General features: G+C 64.4%; 16 protein-coding genes. 8 read left to right on the top strand and 8 right to left on the bottom strand.

Going from position 1 to position 12,523, the window contains the following annotated elements:
- Both F600_RS32105 and F600_RS30175 read right to left on the bottom strand, forming a co-directional pair.
- Positions 1 to 276 (bottom strand): hypothetical protein (locus F600_RS32105; RefSeq protein WP_211220046.1); only part of this gene is annotated, 276 nt, incomplete at its 3' end.
- Positions 277 to 361: 85 nt separating this feature from the next.
- A complete protein-coding gene (locus F600_RS30175) occupies positions 362 to 1,828 on the bottom strand; it encodes a MauE/DoxX family redox-associated membrane protein (RefSeq protein WP_018159888.1) in 1,467 nt (488 codons plus the stop codon).
- Positions 1,829 to 1,995: 167 nt separating this feature from the next.
- On the opposite strand from F600_RS30175, the gene F600_RS30170 reads away from it, so the two are divergent.
- From F600_RS30170 to F600_RS0106995, 3 genes are all read left to right on the top strand, one after another.
- Positions 1,996 to 3,954, top strand: coding sequence for a serine/threonine-protein kinase (locus F600_RS30170; RefSeq protein ID WP_018159887.1), 1,959 nt, complete (start codon positions 1,996 to 1,998; stop codon positions 3,952 to 3,954).
- Between the two features lie 157 nt (positions 3,955 to 4,111).
- Positions 4,112 to 4,852 carry an MspA family porin gene (locus F600_RS27275; protein WP_081628744.1) on the top strand — a complete coding sequence of 247 codons (741 nt, stop codon included), beginning with the start codon at positions 4,112 to 4,114 and terminating at the stop codon, positions 4,850 to 4,852.
- Positions 4,853 to 4,923: 71 nt separating this feature from the next.
- The gene (locus tag F600_RS0106995) at positions 4,924 to 5,316 is read left to right on the top strand and encodes a PPOX class F420-dependent oxidoreductase (protein WP_018159885.1); all 393 of its coding nucleotides are present in this window, start codon (positions 4,924 to 4,926) and stop codon (positions 5,314 to 5,316) included.
- 1 nt (position 5,317) lies between these two features.
- Here F600_RS0106995 and F600_RS0106990 read toward each other — a convergent pair whose 3' ends face one another.
- Positions 5,318 to 5,905, bottom strand: a complete 588-nt coding sequence (locus tag F600_RS0106990; RefSeq protein WP_018159884.1) for a TetR/AcrR family transcriptional regulator — start codon at positions 5,903 to 5,905, stop codon at positions 5,318 to 5,320.
- Positions 5,906 to 5,971: 66 nt separating this feature from the next.
- On the opposite strand from F600_RS0106990, the gene F600_RS27270 reads away from it, so the two are divergent.
- On the top strand, positions 5,972 to 6,262 hold the full coding sequence (locus F600_RS27270; RefSeq protein WP_018159883.1) for a transporter suffix domain-containing protein: 291 nt from the start codon (positions 5,972 to 5,974) through the stop codon (positions 6,260 to 6,262).
- Here the strand turns inward: F600_RS27270 and F600_RS0106980 are convergent.
- From F600_RS0106980 to F600_RS0106960, 5 genes are read right to left on the bottom strand one after another with little or no spacing between them, the layout of a single operon-like run.
- Positions 6,225 to 6,623, bottom strand: coding sequence for a carboxymuconolactone decarboxylase family protein (locus F600_RS0106980; RefSeq protein ID WP_018159882.1), 399 nt, complete (start codon positions 6,621 to 6,623; stop codon positions 6,225 to 6,227). The two genes, F600_RS27270 and F600_RS0106980, sit on opposite strands and share 38 nt — an antisense overlap.
- Positions 6,620 to 7,519: a haloalkane dehalogenase gene (locus F600_RS0106975; RefSeq protein ID WP_018159881.1), complete on the bottom strand. Its 900-nt coding sequence runs from the start codon at positions 7,517 to 7,519 to the stop codon at positions 6,620 to 6,622. Before F600_RS0106975 ends, F600_RS0106980 begins: the two co-directional genes overlap by 4 nt.
- A gap of 4 nt (positions 7,520 to 7,523) precedes the next feature.
- The gene (locus F600_RS0106970; protein WP_018159880.1) at positions 7,524 to 8,504 is read right to left on the bottom strand and encodes an NAD(P)H-dependent flavin oxidoreductase; all 981 of its coding nucleotides are present in this window, start codon (positions 8,502 to 8,504) and stop codon (positions 7,524 to 7,526) included.
- Positions 8,501 to 9,265, bottom strand: coding sequence for a class I SAM-dependent methyltransferase (locus F600_RS0106965; RefSeq protein ID WP_018159879.1), 765 nt, complete (start codon positions 9,263 to 9,265; stop codon positions 8,501 to 8,503). Before F600_RS0106965 ends, F600_RS0106970 begins: the two co-directional genes overlap by 4 nt.
- 50 nt (positions 9,266 to 9,315) lie before the next feature.
- Positions 9,316 to 9,894 carry a TetR/AcrR family transcriptional regulator gene (locus F600_RS0106960; protein ID WP_018159878.1) on the bottom strand — a complete coding sequence of 193 codons (579 nt, stop codon included), beginning with the start codon at positions 9,892 to 9,894 and terminating at the stop codon, positions 9,316 to 9,318.
- A gap of 42 nt (positions 9,895 to 9,936) precedes the next feature.
- Here F600_RS0106960 and F600_RS0106955 point away from each other — a divergent pair, with 42 nt between their 5' ends.
- Genes F600_RS0106955 through F600_RS0106940 form a run of 4 tightly spaced genes read left to right on the top strand, consistent with a single transcriptional unit; the run spans position 9,937 to position 12,521 of the window.
- A complete protein-coding gene (locus F600_RS0106955) occupies positions 9,937 to 10,779 on the top strand; it encodes a phytanoyl-CoA dioxygenase family protein (protein WP_026306247.1) in 843 nt (280 codons plus the stop codon).
- 53 nt (positions 10,780 to 10,832) lie between these two features.
- Positions 10,833 to 11,621 (top strand): class I SAM-dependent methyltransferase, encoded by a 789-nt coding sequence (locus F600_RS27265; RefSeq protein ID WP_018159876.1) that lies wholly within the window; start codon positions 10,833 to 10,835, stop codon positions 11,619 to 11,621.
- A gap of 50 nt (positions 11,622 to 11,671) precedes the next feature.
- The gene (locus F600_RS31870) at positions 11,672 to 12,217 is read left to right on the top strand and encodes a GNAT family N-acetyltransferase (RefSeq protein WP_018159875.1); all 546 of its coding nucleotides are present in this window, start codon (positions 11,672 to 11,674) and stop codon (positions 12,215 to 12,217) included.
- A 25-nt stretch (positions 12,218 to 12,242) separates the two neighbouring features.
- The gene (locus F600_RS0106940; protein WP_018159874.1) at positions 12,243 to 12,521 is read left to right on the top strand and encodes a YciI family protein; all 279 of its coding nucleotides are present in this window, start codon (positions 12,243 to 12,245) and stop codon (positions 12,519 to 12,521) included.
- Positions 12,522 to 12,523 lie beyond the last annotated feature (2 nt).

The raw sequence follows: 12,523 nt of genomic DNA, 5'->3' as shown, positions 1-12,523 counted from the left end.
GCCGCATCCGCAGGTGCCGCTGTTGCAGATCCCGTAGTTACAGGTGTTGCCGCACCCACCGCAGTTTTCGGGGTCGGTATAGGTGTTGACGCAGATGTCGCCGCACAGGGTTGTCCCGTTGGTACAGAACTCATTCGCCGCGGCTCGGGGTGCTCCGAATAATGCCCGCGAGGCATTTCCGGCAAAGAGGACAGCGGCCAGGTTTATCAGGGTGCGACGTTTGACGGGCGCGGAAGCTATTGCGCGAGTGAAGGATTCGAACCGGGCGTCCTCCATGCCGTCGCTCCGAACTCAGCTTGATGCTGGAGCCGCAGTGCTGGGACTCACTCAGTATGAACCGCTCGCGGTGCACGGTAAATGTTCAGGTTCTTCTCACTTTTGACGAGGTCAGCGGCAGATTTCGCACGAGGTCGAACACCGCCTCAGCGCCCGCAGCCAGGCCCGATTCGATGGTTCCGATCGGGCTCACGAGGAGTGCCATAGGTGTTCCGCGGGCGCCGAATCGCGCCGCCACCGAATTGTCGGGGTCGCTGAGAACCGGGCTGCTCAAGTTCAATGCACGGTTCTCGGCGAGGGAACCCGTGGAGATGACGACCAGTTGGGGTGCGGCGACGAATCCGGTGGATTCCCAGGCGCGGAGATCCTCGAGCATGAGCGCACAGAAGCGGCAGTGGGGATTCCAAAAGAGGAGCAGGAGTTGGCGTCCCCGGAATCGATGCAGGGCCGTGGGCGTGCCCTCGATATCGGGGAGTTCGAATCCAGGCGCAGTCGTTCCGATGGCCGGAGCGGGCGGCGGATCGGCTGGTCTGGGTCGGGTTGCGGACGCGACCAGCGCAGAGATGGCGTCGGGCCCCGGTGCAAGGGGAGCGCCGATTGTTCCGTCCGCACGCACCAGGACGCCGGTTGGTGTGCCGCTGACGGAGAAGCGGTCCGCGACCTCGTTGTCGTGCTGAATCAACACGCGCCGGACGCCGTCCGCCGCCGCCTTGTTGCGGTTCTCGGTGGGATCACCGCGGCTCACGATCGCGATCGTCAGGGCGTCGGTGTGCTCGTCCTGCCACTGTGCGATCGCCGGCATCAGTTGGGCGCAGGGCCCGCAATGTGGGTCGGAGAAGACCAGCAGAACCGGCCGGCCTTCGGCGCGCAGAGACTGCAATGTCAGCGTCTCACCGAACAAACCGGGCAGCTCGAATTCGGGTGCAGCCGAGCCGATTGCGGGTCCGGCGCCGGCTCTTTCGGGTGTATTGGAAGCAGCGGCCTGGTCGAGCGCATCGAGTCGCAGGTGCAAACGTCCTTGCTCGCGTGCGAGATTCAGGAGGAACCACACTTGGACGGATTCCAGCGCGACGAATCCAGTGACACATCCTCCGACGACCAACTGAATTGCGGTCAACCGGCTCAGCCACTCACCAATTCCGAGTGCGCCATATTGCGCGGTGCTCCACACGACGAAGCCGGCGACACCCGCGAGGAACACGTTACGGATGACCGACCTGGCACCGATGGGCGACGACTGCACCTGGCCGAAGCAACGGCAGTCCGGGCGGCGGCCGCGGGCCAGCGAAATAGCCATCGCCGAGGTGAACAGCGCGAGCAGAACGATCGAGGCTATCCCCGCCCAGAGGGCGGTCGCGGCGACTACGAGAGAAATCGCCAAGGCGAGTTCGATAACCGGCAATGCCCGGGCGACGGGCCGGACGAGGACTCGCGGAACCCCGAATTCTCGGACCGCGGTCGCCACCGCTTCCGGGTTGACGAGTTTCGCACTGCCTGCCACCGCGAAAACCACAGCCAAGAGCAGTCTGGCGAACATCGTCGCAGTGCTCATGACGACCCCTGAGTGCGGGTGAACTGGGGTTTGTCTGGAGTTTATTCGACGGGTGGGCGTTATAGGCACGGTCTGGCACGCCTGCGATATTTGCGCGAAGCTAACGTTGTCGGTTCCGCAAAACGCATCGTCTGATTCTCACGGCCAGTGTGAAAGGCGGGCAGGAGATGGCGAACAGAGAATTCGGACCTGGAGACTTCATCGCCGGGTACGAGATCGTTCGCCAGCTTGGCGTGGGCGGAATGGGATCGGTATTTCTCGCCAAGCATCCAAATCTTCCGCGGAAGGTCGCGCTCAAGCTGCTGTCGCGGCATTTGACCGACGATGAGAGCATTCGTGAGCGGTTCTTGCTCGAGGCCGAGCATGCGGCACTGCTCGAACACCCGAACATCGTCACCGTGTACGACCGCGGCGACGAGGCCGGCCAGCTCTGGCTGTCGATGCAATACATCGAAGGAACGGACGCTGCCGCTCCGCTTCGAGATGGTCCGATGCCGGTACACCGGGTGGGCAGGATCATCAGCGAGACGGCGGCGGCACTCGACTACGCGCACGAACGAGGGATCGTCCACCGCGACGTCAAACCACAGAACATCTTGCTGGCGAAGCCGGTCGGCGGGCACGCGGAGCGGGTGTATCTCGCGGACTTCGGAATCGCGAAGGCACTCAACGATCCGCGACAGGTCACTGCCACGGGCATGTTCGCCGGCAGCCTGCAGTACGCGGCTCCCGAACAGTTCGACCCATCGATGCGGCTCGACCATCGCGTCGATGTCTATGCCCTCGGCTGCACGTTGTACCGACTGATGACGGGGGTGCTGCCGTATCCCGGGACGACTCCCGCGCAGTGGATGGCCGGACACCTGGTCGGCAAGATTCCCCACTTGAGCGCCGAACGGCCCGACCGCTTCGGCTCGATATCCGCTGAGATCGACGCCGTGATGGAGTTCGCGCTCGCGAAAGACCGCGACCGGCGTTTCCAAAGCTGCGGGGCCCTGGCCCGAGCATTGAACGACGCGATCAGCGCATGCCCACCGGATTCGGTGAGTGCGCGCACCCAGCCTGGGGCACGCGGGGCAACGAATGTGTCGATGGAATCGACCACGTGGCGACCAGAAGCGCTTCGGTCGCAATCCGATGTTCCGACGAGTCCGCCCGCACTCACTCAACCACCGACAAGTACTCCGGCTCGCGCGGCGCACTGGCTGCCGTCCGAAGGCGACATTCCCACGCGTCCGCCGTTGCCGACCGATGTGCCGCCGCCGCAGATCGAGACGCCGCGGATCGAGACGCCGCCTCGGAAACCAAAGAATGGGCGCCGGCGCCTGATTCATCTCGCCCTCGTGTTCGTCGCGGTCGCGGCAGCCGCCCTTGCTGGCTGGTACTGGATTCCCGCCTCGACCACAACGACCGCGCCCCAGTTGGTGCTCCTCGGAGTGGCGGACGGCGGGGCGAATCCGTTCATGCCGATGACCGCTCCCGATGCGCAGCCGACAAGCCTGCCGGCATTGCCAGACAAGGGTTCCGGGGAGAACATCGTCGCGCGGCCGATCCTCGGCGATTCGCCCGGACTGTTTGCCGGTCAACCGCAGGTGGCGGACTGTGATCGCTCGATAATCAACGGCCTCTTCAGCCCGAATTCGGACCGGTCGCGCGCGTTGATCGCGGCCCTCAACGATGATCCGACGTTGTATTGGAGCGGCGGGCGGCCACTCACCTCGGCGGATGTCGCTACATACCTCGACGAGCTGACGCCGGTTCGGCTTCGCTTCGACACTCGGGTCACGCACTATTCGCTCGACGGCGACAAGTCCGTGGCCGTTCAGGCGGTCTTCGAGTCGGGAACAGCGGTGCTCATCGACGCGGCGGGCATGCCGCGGGTCCGTTGCATCAGCGGTAGTCCGATCACCGCGCCGGTTGCGCTGAAGCAAAAACCGAACGTAACTGGCAATGCATGGCCCGGATATCGGCCCGGCGCGCTCGCCATCGTACAGCAGAGCAAAGTCATTATGACCAATGTGGTTCTCGCCGATTTGTCGAACGGGACGGCCTTTCAACGACCCATAGGCACAGACGGTGCGCGGGATACCCCCAGCACGGAAATAATCGGCACCTTCGACAAGTAATTCATGCCAGCCGCCAGCGCGATTCGGCGCGTCAGATAACGCATCGGTGGTCGGGCTATCACGATTCAGAACGCGTGTGCACGCCGGAAAAGTCGCTGTTTGTTGAGATGGCTACCTTGCCAATGAATCAAACGAGAACTCATCTAAGGCGGGGGCAATGCGAGTTAGGGGAAAGGTGTCAGCCCTATGGGCGAGCCGAAGCGATCGAGCCCAGCGAATTGGTGCTCTCGCGCTCGGCACTCTCGCCTTGAGTTCGGTGATCGGCTTCGGCGCAGTTACGGGATCCGGTGAGGCGGCCGCGGCGATTGACGGCCGCGCGTCGATCGTGGACTTCTACGGCGACAAACTCACGGCCATTCTCAAAGACTTCCAGGTCGACTTCTATCCGCCGCTCGATGGCGGCCCGACGACTCGTGAGTGGTTCATCAACGGCACGGTCGGTTACAACGTCGCCGGGCCTAAGGCAGGTGGCTTCCAAGGAAAGGTCACCTTCGGCTACCAAGTCGGCTACCCGGGCACCGTTGACGGCACGATCGAGGCTAGTTGGACCTCGCCGAGCCTGACCTACAGCAACACCACCACCACGACCTGCTCGAATCAAACGTGCACCTCGGCCGCGTCGCCGATCACATTCTCGGCACAGCTCATCCCGCAAGCCGTCGGCGCGATCAAAGTCGGCCTCGGACCCGGCATCGTGGACATTCCGGTGGGCGCTGGCAACGTGAACGGTCCCGCGGGTTCGATCCGACTCCAGGGCTTCCACGGCACGGTGAAGGGTGTTCTCGGCCGGGTGAACCTTCGCCCCTACGTGAAACTCGAGGCCTCGACCGGCGACACCGTGATCGCGTACGGCAGGGTCTACTCGGAGCCGGCCCCGGGCGGCGCTAAGAAGAAGTAGACCTGCATCGTCGTTCACCTGATCGCGAACGGACCTCCGCGAGGTTCGTTCGTGACGGAGAATCTCCCTTCGTGACAAACACTTCGGATTGGGACGTTGTCGGCAAGGCGGATTACGTCAGTTTCACGAGCTTCCGCAAAGACGGGACGCCCGTCGCAACACCGGTGTGGATCGCGCCCAGCGACGGTCGCCTGTACTTCTTCTCCGAGACGAAGGCATGGAAGGTCAAGCGGATTGCGCGCAATCCGAATGTCACTCTGCAACCGTGCAGCGTGCGCGGTGCCATCAAGCCCGGGTCACCCGTGGTCGAAGGCACCGCGCGCGTTCTCGAGTTCAGTGATGCCAGCCGGGTTCGCAAGATCTTGAACCGCAAGTACGGCATCATGGCTCGGCTCAGTGAACTGGGTGCTCGCGTCTTCCGCAGCGCCGACTTCTCCATCCCGATCGAGATCTCACCGCGGTAAATCAGAGTCGAGCCAACGCCAGGTCGACCATCTCGATCTGGCGTTCGGGGGAGAGGCGTCCAGGCTCGAGTGCCGCCTGAACCAACATCCCGTCCATCAGGCAGGTAAGGCGTTCAGCCGCAGCCGCAAGATCGAGATGTGGGTCGACCTCGTCGCGCCGAACGGCATCGGCGAGGACCTGTGCGATGAATTCGCGCCACTCGCGGTAGCTTTCGCGCTGCACTTCGCGCAGCGTTGGTCGCGTGATCGCCGCTGACCAGAAAGCGAGCCACACTCGGGCCTCCGCCGCGCGCACGTCGTCGAGGGGGAGCGCTTCGAGCAGCAGTGCGCGCAGTGTCGGCAACCCGCCGGGCCCGCCGTCGACGCACGCTGCCATCCGGGCGACCAGGGCGGTGTAGGCGTCCTGCACGGCCGCCAGCAGTAAGGCTTCTTTGTCGGCGAAATAGTGGGTGACCACCGTCGTCGAGCTGCCGGCCTCGGCGGCGACCCGGCGCACGGTCGTCGCGTCGAATCCGTCCCGTGCAATGACTGACCGTGCCGCCGCGGCGACCTCGGACCGACGCTGCGCAGGATCGACAGTTCTGGGCATGTTTGCTATCGTAGTACAACAGTTGTTGTGCAACGATCGTTGCACAACGTGTTTCGGAGGTAGGAAATGCTGTTCCGGCTCGGTGTGGCATTGATGGTGCTGTCGTTCGTCCCGTGGATCTTTGTCACCGGGGCGTTTCTCGTCGGCGTCTCGTTGGCGACCGGCGCCGGATTGGTCGGTGGCTCCCTGGTTGCCGCCGAGGTCATGTTCTGGGCTGGTCTGGCTCTCGCGGGCAAGGACACCTGGCAGGCGGTCAAGGCTGCCGGGTGGCGCGGCGCGGCGGGGGAGTTGGGCAGGCTCTTCGTCGAAGGCCGGCCGACTACTCAGCGGGCTTCTCGAGCGCGCCTTCCTCGATAAGTGCCTTATGCGCGGCGCGGAACGCCTGCCGCCCGGCCGGCGTTCCGCAGTAGACGGTTGCGTGGAGGAGCACCTCCGAGATCTCCTGCACGGTGACGCCGGTGTTGAGCGCGCCTTTGACGTAAATCGAGAGCTCTTCGTACTTGCCCAGTGCCGTGAGCATCGCGAGGTTGATGAGGCTGCGGGTCTTCGGGTCGAGGCCCGGCCGACTCCACGAATAACCCCACGCCCACTCGGTGAGCAGTTTCTGGAAGGTCATCATGAACTCGTCGGTGCCGTTGAGATTGGCGTCGACGTACTCGGCGCCGAGCACCTGACGCCTCATCTCGAGTCCGCGGGCGAACATGTCGGGGTCAGTCACTGTGCCTCCCAGGATATGATCCGCTGTGCGAGTTCGGGCCCGGCGTCTTCTTGAACGAAATGTCCGGCCCGCAGTCGAGCGTGCGGCTGACCGGCTGTGCCCGGAATGTGGTTGATCAGCGGCCGGTCACCCTTCCCGAGGATCGGGTCGGCGGCGCCGAAAAGGCACAGGAATGGTTTCTCCCATCGACCCAGGACCTCCCACGCGGCGCGGTTTGCCGGCACCGCCCGATTACTGGGATCTGTTGGCACGAGTGCTGGAAACACGCGCGCGCCCGCTTGATACTTCGCGCTGGGGAACGGTGCGTCGTAGGCGGCTCGGACCGCGCCCGAGATCTTGTTGACCGTTCCCACCTGCACGATTCGGCCACACGGCAACACTGGGGAATACCGTGCGAAGGCTCGCCAGATCGTGAACGCGCTCGGTGTCGGGCGATCGGCGGTCGGCAGAAAACCGTTTCCGACGACCATGCGGCTGAACCGGTGCTGTTGCTCCGCGGCGATGCGAAGCCCGATGAGCGATCCCCAGTCCTGCACGAATGCCGTGATGTCGCTCAGGTCGAGAGTCTCGATCCAGTTCGTCACCCACTCGACGTGCCGCAAGTAGGTGTAGTCATCGCGCTTGGTCGGCTTGTCGGACTTGCCGAATCCAATGAGGTCGGGCGCGAGCACGCGATAACCCGCAGCAGCGAGCGGCGGGATCATCGTCCGATAGAGGTAACTCCAGGTCGGCTCGCCGTGGAGGAGCACGATCGGCCGTCCATCCCGTGGGCCCTCGTCGACATAGTGCATGCGGACGGGCTCGCTGTCCGACGCGACGACGTCCACGTAGTGCGGATCGAACTGGTAGTCGGACAGATTCGCGAAGCGGGACTCGGGGGTTCGGAGGACCTGCATGCTTTCACCTCAGATACGAAGCGCCGGAGCGCAATACGGCCACCGCCTCGGCAATGACGCGTTCGATGATCGAACCCGCGGGCTCGATCGAATGGATCAGTCCGGCGGCTTCGCCGAAGAAGACGCCAGCGTTGTCGGGGTCGCCGTCGGCAAACGCGGCGGAATAGCGCGGCCCCTCGACGGCGGTGTTCGCGGCCAACGATTGCTCGTCACCGTGCCACCGCTCGGTGAACGCATTTCGCCGTATGCGGGCGGTGAACTCGGCCGGCCAGTCGAGACCGCGGGCGATGTCGGGAGTACTCGTGCGAATCGTGTCATCGCCGTTCGACGCGACAATCGTCTCGTGATGGCGCGGGTGCACGACCGCCTCGGACGATGCCCAGAGCCGAGTTCCCATCAATACGCCGTCTGCGCCAAGCAGAAGTGACGCCGCCAACGCTCGGCCGTCGGCGATGCCACCCGCGGCCACGAGCAGGGTTTCCGGAGATCGCGTCGAGAGGAAATCCGCCACTTCCGGCACCAGACTCAGCGTTCCGCGGAACGCGCCGTGCCCACCTGCCTCGGACCCTTGGGCGACGATGATGTCAGCCCCGGCTCGGACTGCCTGCTCGACGTGGTTGAGGTTCTGGCACTGGCAAATAAGCGTGGCACCGGCGTCTTTGATCTGATCAGCGAATGCCGCCGGGTCGCCGAACGACAGCATGACGGCGACCGGATTGAGTGCGAGAGCTTCCGCCACAACGCCCGGCGACCGCTGAACCGACCAGGTGATGAATCCGACGCCAACCCGTTCGGCACCCGCTGCCTCGAACTGCGTGCGAATCCAGTCGGAGTTCCCGTATCCGCCGCCGATGAGGCCGAGCCCGCCCGCGCGAGTGACCGCCGCCGCCAGCGCGCCGCCGGCGGCCAGTGCCATGGGGGCCGAGATGATCGGGTGTGCGATCCCGAGTTGCTTGGTCAGCCGAGTAGAGAGGGCCGCGGTCACGCCTTCCGTCCGATCGCTACGACCATCTGCGGGGTCATCAGGCGCTGCGCGGGGTCGGCGAACTGCCCCTGCATGTATTCCGCGTCCTCGGCGCTGATCAGTTCGGCTTTCACCAAGGCCGGCGCCAGTGCATCCAATGTCAATCTGAAGAAGGCCGCGCCGGGGTGATCCATCCGGATCAGCAATGCGCGACCGTGTCCTTGCACGTCGAGCAGTCCGGCGGCCACCAGGTCGCCGACAACGGCTCGTCCGTAGAACGGCACGAATCCGGCCCGCTGCATGAGTCTGAACACTGCCTCGACGCCGCGCTCCAGACGTTCGTCCGATGGCGTCCACCCGAAGGACGTCCAGTCGTAGTCCTCGACGACGAGCACTCCGCCTGGCTTCAATGCGGCGATCAGTTTGTCGATGATCGCGAGGCGCTCGGGGAGGTGCTCGAGAACGAGGCGGGTGTGAATCAGGTCGAACTCAGCGGGTGGGAGCGGATCTTCACGTATGTCGTGCCGGCTCACGAGAAGCATCTCCGAAGCGAGCGGTTCGACGAAGCGGGTGTCGAGATCCGTCGCCGTCACCATTGCGCGTTCGCTGAGCCAATGCGCGATGGTTCCGCCACCCGCACCGACCTCGAGACAGTGCCATCCGGGTTGGATCCCGAGGCCATCGAGCACCGCGATCGTGCCCGAATCCCAGAGCGATTCCATGCCCGCGATTCGAGCGCGTTCGTCGTGCCACGCCTGGTCGAACACGTAGCCCTGCGTCATATTCGTGACGCTAGCCGGGATTGCACAAGGTCGGAAGAAATCGGGGCTGGTCAGGCAATTCCGAGGGATGACGCGACGAGATGCCACAGTCGCTCGCCGGCCTCGAACGGTTCTACCGGCGGTTCTGCCCGTAGTTGTTGTGCGATTCCGTGTCGGAGGCCACCGATGACGAAGGCCCCAGCGCTCGCGGCATCGAGTGTGGAGGGCAATTCGCCGACGGACTGCCCGTGCCGAATGTTGTCGGCGGCGAACGCACTCATGGTCTGGATGTGCACTGCCTCGAGTTCGGCGAGTTCTGGGTCGAGAGCGGCGCGGTTCAGCAGGATCGGGGCGAGCGGGTCGGCGAAGTGGTAGTCGACGAAGAGATGGGTGCGTCTGCGTTCCCGAGTGCCCCAATCGGCCTCGGTGGGAAGGTGCGGATCGGCGATCGCGTGCCGAAGTCCGTCGTAGAAGCCGTCGTAGATCGCCGCGAGGAGACCACTTTTGGATCCGAAGTGGTGATAGAGCGCTCCGGTACTGAGTTGGGCGCGGCGGGTGAGCGCGCTGAGCTCGAGCAGACCGTTGCCGCGGACCAACTCGTCGCGGGCAGCGGTGAGAAGTTGTTGACGTCCGATCGGGGCCCGTGCCATAGTCCAAAACATAACAGAACTCAGTTATGTTACGAGGTGGCTATGAGCACGCAGGTGTCATCGTTGGTGGATCTTGCCGGGGACTTGGCCGGGACGTATCGCCGCACGGCGAGCAGCGGCGCGACCGTTGATCCGGCGATCGCGGACGCAGATCTGGCTGCGGTGCAGCGCGACGGCTATGTGATCCTGCCGGATCTGCTGACTTCGACTGAGCTCGACGAGGTGCGTGAAGCCATTGCGCCGTATCTGGATCGGCGGGGGCGGAACAACTTCGAGGGCCACACGACACAGCGCGTGTACAGCGTCCTGAACAAGACCTCGAGCTGCGATCGGATTGCGGACCATCCGCGGGTGCTTGCGATTCTCGATCGATTGCTCATGCCGAACTACCTGCTGTCGATGCTGCAGGCGATCAACATCCTGCCGGGGGAGCAGCGCCAGATGCTGCACTGCGACGACAGCTTCTACCCGCTGCCGCGACCGCGCGCGGCGTTGAGTGCGGCCACGATCTGGGCGATCGACGACTTCACGGCGGACAACGGCGCGACCGACATCATCCCCGGCAGTCACCTCTGGGGCCATGAGATGCCCGCGGACCTGGATCGCAAGCCGGTCGTGATGAGCGCTGGTTCGTGCGTTTTCTTCCTCGGCACGTTGTGGCACGGCGGTGGGGCCAACCGCACGCAAGGATCTCGGCTTGCCCTGACCGCGCAATATTGCGAGCCCTGGCTGCGGACCCAGGAGGCGTTCGCGCTCTCCATGACGAAGGAGACGGTGCGCCGAGTCTCGGAAGACATTCGACGAATGCTCGGCTACAGCATCCATCCGCCGTTCGTGGGGCAGGTCGACGGCATGCATCCGAAGCGCCTGCTCGAAGACGACTGATAGCCCAGACTGACGGGTGTAAAAGAAGTCGTTCGAACTGCTGGAGCGGCGCCATGACCACCTCCGATACCCCGCGGTACGTGCTGAGCCCGGAGTGGGAACACGAGGGTAGACGTCTTGCCCTGCTCGAGCAGATCTTCGACCCCGGAGCCACTGCTCGACTCACACAACTCGGAATCGGGCCGGGCGCGCGGTGTCTCGAGATTGGCGCCGGACACGGGTCGATGACTCGATGGATGTGCCAGCAGGTCGGCCCGACCGGATCGGTCACCGCGACTGACCTCGACACGCGGTGGATCAGTCAACTCGACGAGCCGAATCTGACGGTGCTGCAACACAATCTGCTGACCGACGATTTCGCCCCCGGATCGTTCGACTTCATCTACGCGAGAGCGGTATTCGAGCACATAGCGGACCGGGTCAACGCCGTTCCCCGGGTGTGCGAGTGGCTCGCGCCGGGCGGATGGCTGTACCTCGACAACTTCTCGATGTTCACCGCCGACTCCTCGCCCTACCCGCCGATGCCGAAGGCTTGGCGCGCATTCGCGGAGATGATCGGTCGGACGGGTACCTCCTACGAATGGGCCCGCACCTTCCCCAAGCCGCTCGTCGACGCGGGACTGTCCGATATCGATGCCGCGGTGAATGCCCCGGTTGTGCAAGGGCTTTCGCCGTTCGCGGAATGGATTGGGCTGTCGCTGCGGACGCTCTGGCCGCGCATCGTCGAGGCCGGAATCGCGACCCAAGCCGACCTCGACGCGGTCGATCAACTGCTCACCGATCCGAACTACTGGGACGTGGGACCCGCGCTTGTCGGTGCCTGGGGGAGGCGAGCGCCCTGACGGGAGTCGAGACGGCCACACGTGATGACTGGCGACCGATTGCAGACATATTGGCCGAGGCTTTCACGACCGATCCGGTGATGCGCTGGCTCGTTCCGGATGACCGCCGGCGCCCGGCTGCGCTGCGTCGCTTCTTCGCCATTGAAGCTCAGGCGGTTGCGTTGCCGTACAACGCATGCCTGGTGGCTTCGACCGCGGAAGGAGAGGTCGGCGCGATGCTCGTTCTGCCGCCGAACAAATGGCGAACACCGTTCTCCGTCGAAGTGCGAAACAGTGTGGGGTTCGGTCGCGTCTTTGGTCGCCGCCTCGGGCACGCCTTCGGATTACTGACGATCTTCGAACACAAACACATCCGGGAGCCGCACTACTACGTGCCGTTCATCGGCGTCCGAGATGGTGTCCGGGGCGAGGGCGTGGGCAGCGCGATGCTGAAGTCCTTGGTCGACCGTTGCGACGTGGAGCGAACATCTGCCTACCTCGAGGCCACCAGCCCCGACAGCGCGCGCCTGTACCGGCGCCACGGATTTGTCACTCTGGACGTTGTGCGGCCGCTCGGGTCGCCGCCGATCGAGCTGATGCTCCGCCGCCCGGCATGATCAAGCACCGGTAATGTCACAACGCATGGAAACCGTGCTGTTCTACACCCTCCGTGACGGCGTCGATCGAGCTCGCCTCATGGAGATCTACCCCCAGCACAAGGCGTTTTACGAGGCCTTCCAGGCGGGTGGCGGCGGTCTCGTCGCGCTGGGCCCGTTTGGTGCCCCGGACGCGGCCGGCGGATCGATGGGAATCTTCACCTCGCGCGAAGAGGCCGAGCGATTCATCGCTGGCGACCCATTTGTCAGTGAAGGGCTCGCCGACCCACGGATCGTCGATTGGAATGCAGTGCGCTTCGACTGACG

It is taken from the genome of Smaragdicoccus niigatensis DSM 44881 = NBRC 103563, from assembly GCF_000380645.1.
Taxonomy (GTDB): domain Bacteria; phylum Actinomycetota; class Actinomycetes; order Mycobacteriales; family Mycobacteriaceae; genus Smaragdicoccus; species Smaragdicoccus niigatensis.
This window is presented reverse-complemented; position numbering and strand designations above follow the sequence as displayed.

Excerpts from the sequence above, each read along its gene's own strand:
- F600_RS30175 (WP_018159888.1), bottom strand. The coding sequence starts at position 1,828 with ATGAGCACTGCGACGATGTTCGCCAGACTGCTCTTGGCTGTGGTTTTC.
- F600_RS30170 (WP_018159887.1), top strand. The coding sequence starts at position 1,996 with ATGGCGAACAGAGAATTCGGACCTGGAGACTTCATCGCCGGGTACGAG.
- F600_RS27275 (WP_081628744.1), top strand. The coding sequence starts at position 4,112 with ATGCGAGTTAGGGGAAAGGTGTCAGCCCTATGGGCGAGCCGAAGCGAT.
- F600_RS0106990 (WP_018159884.1), bottom strand. The coding sequence starts at position 5,905 with ATGCCCAGAACTGTCGATCCTGCGCAGCGTCGGTCCGAGGTCGCCGCG.
- F600_RS27270 (WP_018159883.1), top strand. The coding sequence starts at position 5,972 with ATGCTGTTCCGGCTCGGTGTGGCATTGATGGTGCTGTCGTTCGTCCCG.
- F600_RS0106975 (WP_018159881.1), bottom strand. The coding sequence starts at position 7,519 with ATGCAGGTCCTCCGAACCCCCGAGTCCCGCTTCGCGAATCTGTCCGAC.
- F600_RS0106965 (WP_018159879.1), bottom strand. The coding sequence starts at position 9,265 with ATGACGCAGGGCTACGTGTTCGACCAGGCGTGGCACGACGAACGCGCT.
- F600_RS0106960 (WP_018159878.1), bottom strand. The coding sequence starts at position 9,894 with ATGGCACGGGCCCCGATCGGACGTCAACAACTTCTCACCGCTGCCCGC.
- F600_RS0106955 (WP_026306247.1), top strand. The coding sequence starts at position 9,937 with ATGAGCACGCAGGTGTCATCGTTGGTGGATCTTGCCGGGGACTTGGCC.
- F600_RS27265 (WP_018159876.1), top strand. The coding sequence starts at position 10,833 with ATGACCACCTCCGATACCCCGCGGTACGTGCTGAGCCCGGAGTGGGAA.
- F600_RS0106940 (WP_018159874.1), top strand. The coding sequence starts at position 12,243 with ATGGAAACCGTGCTGTTCTACACCCTCCGTGACGGCGTCGATCGAGCT.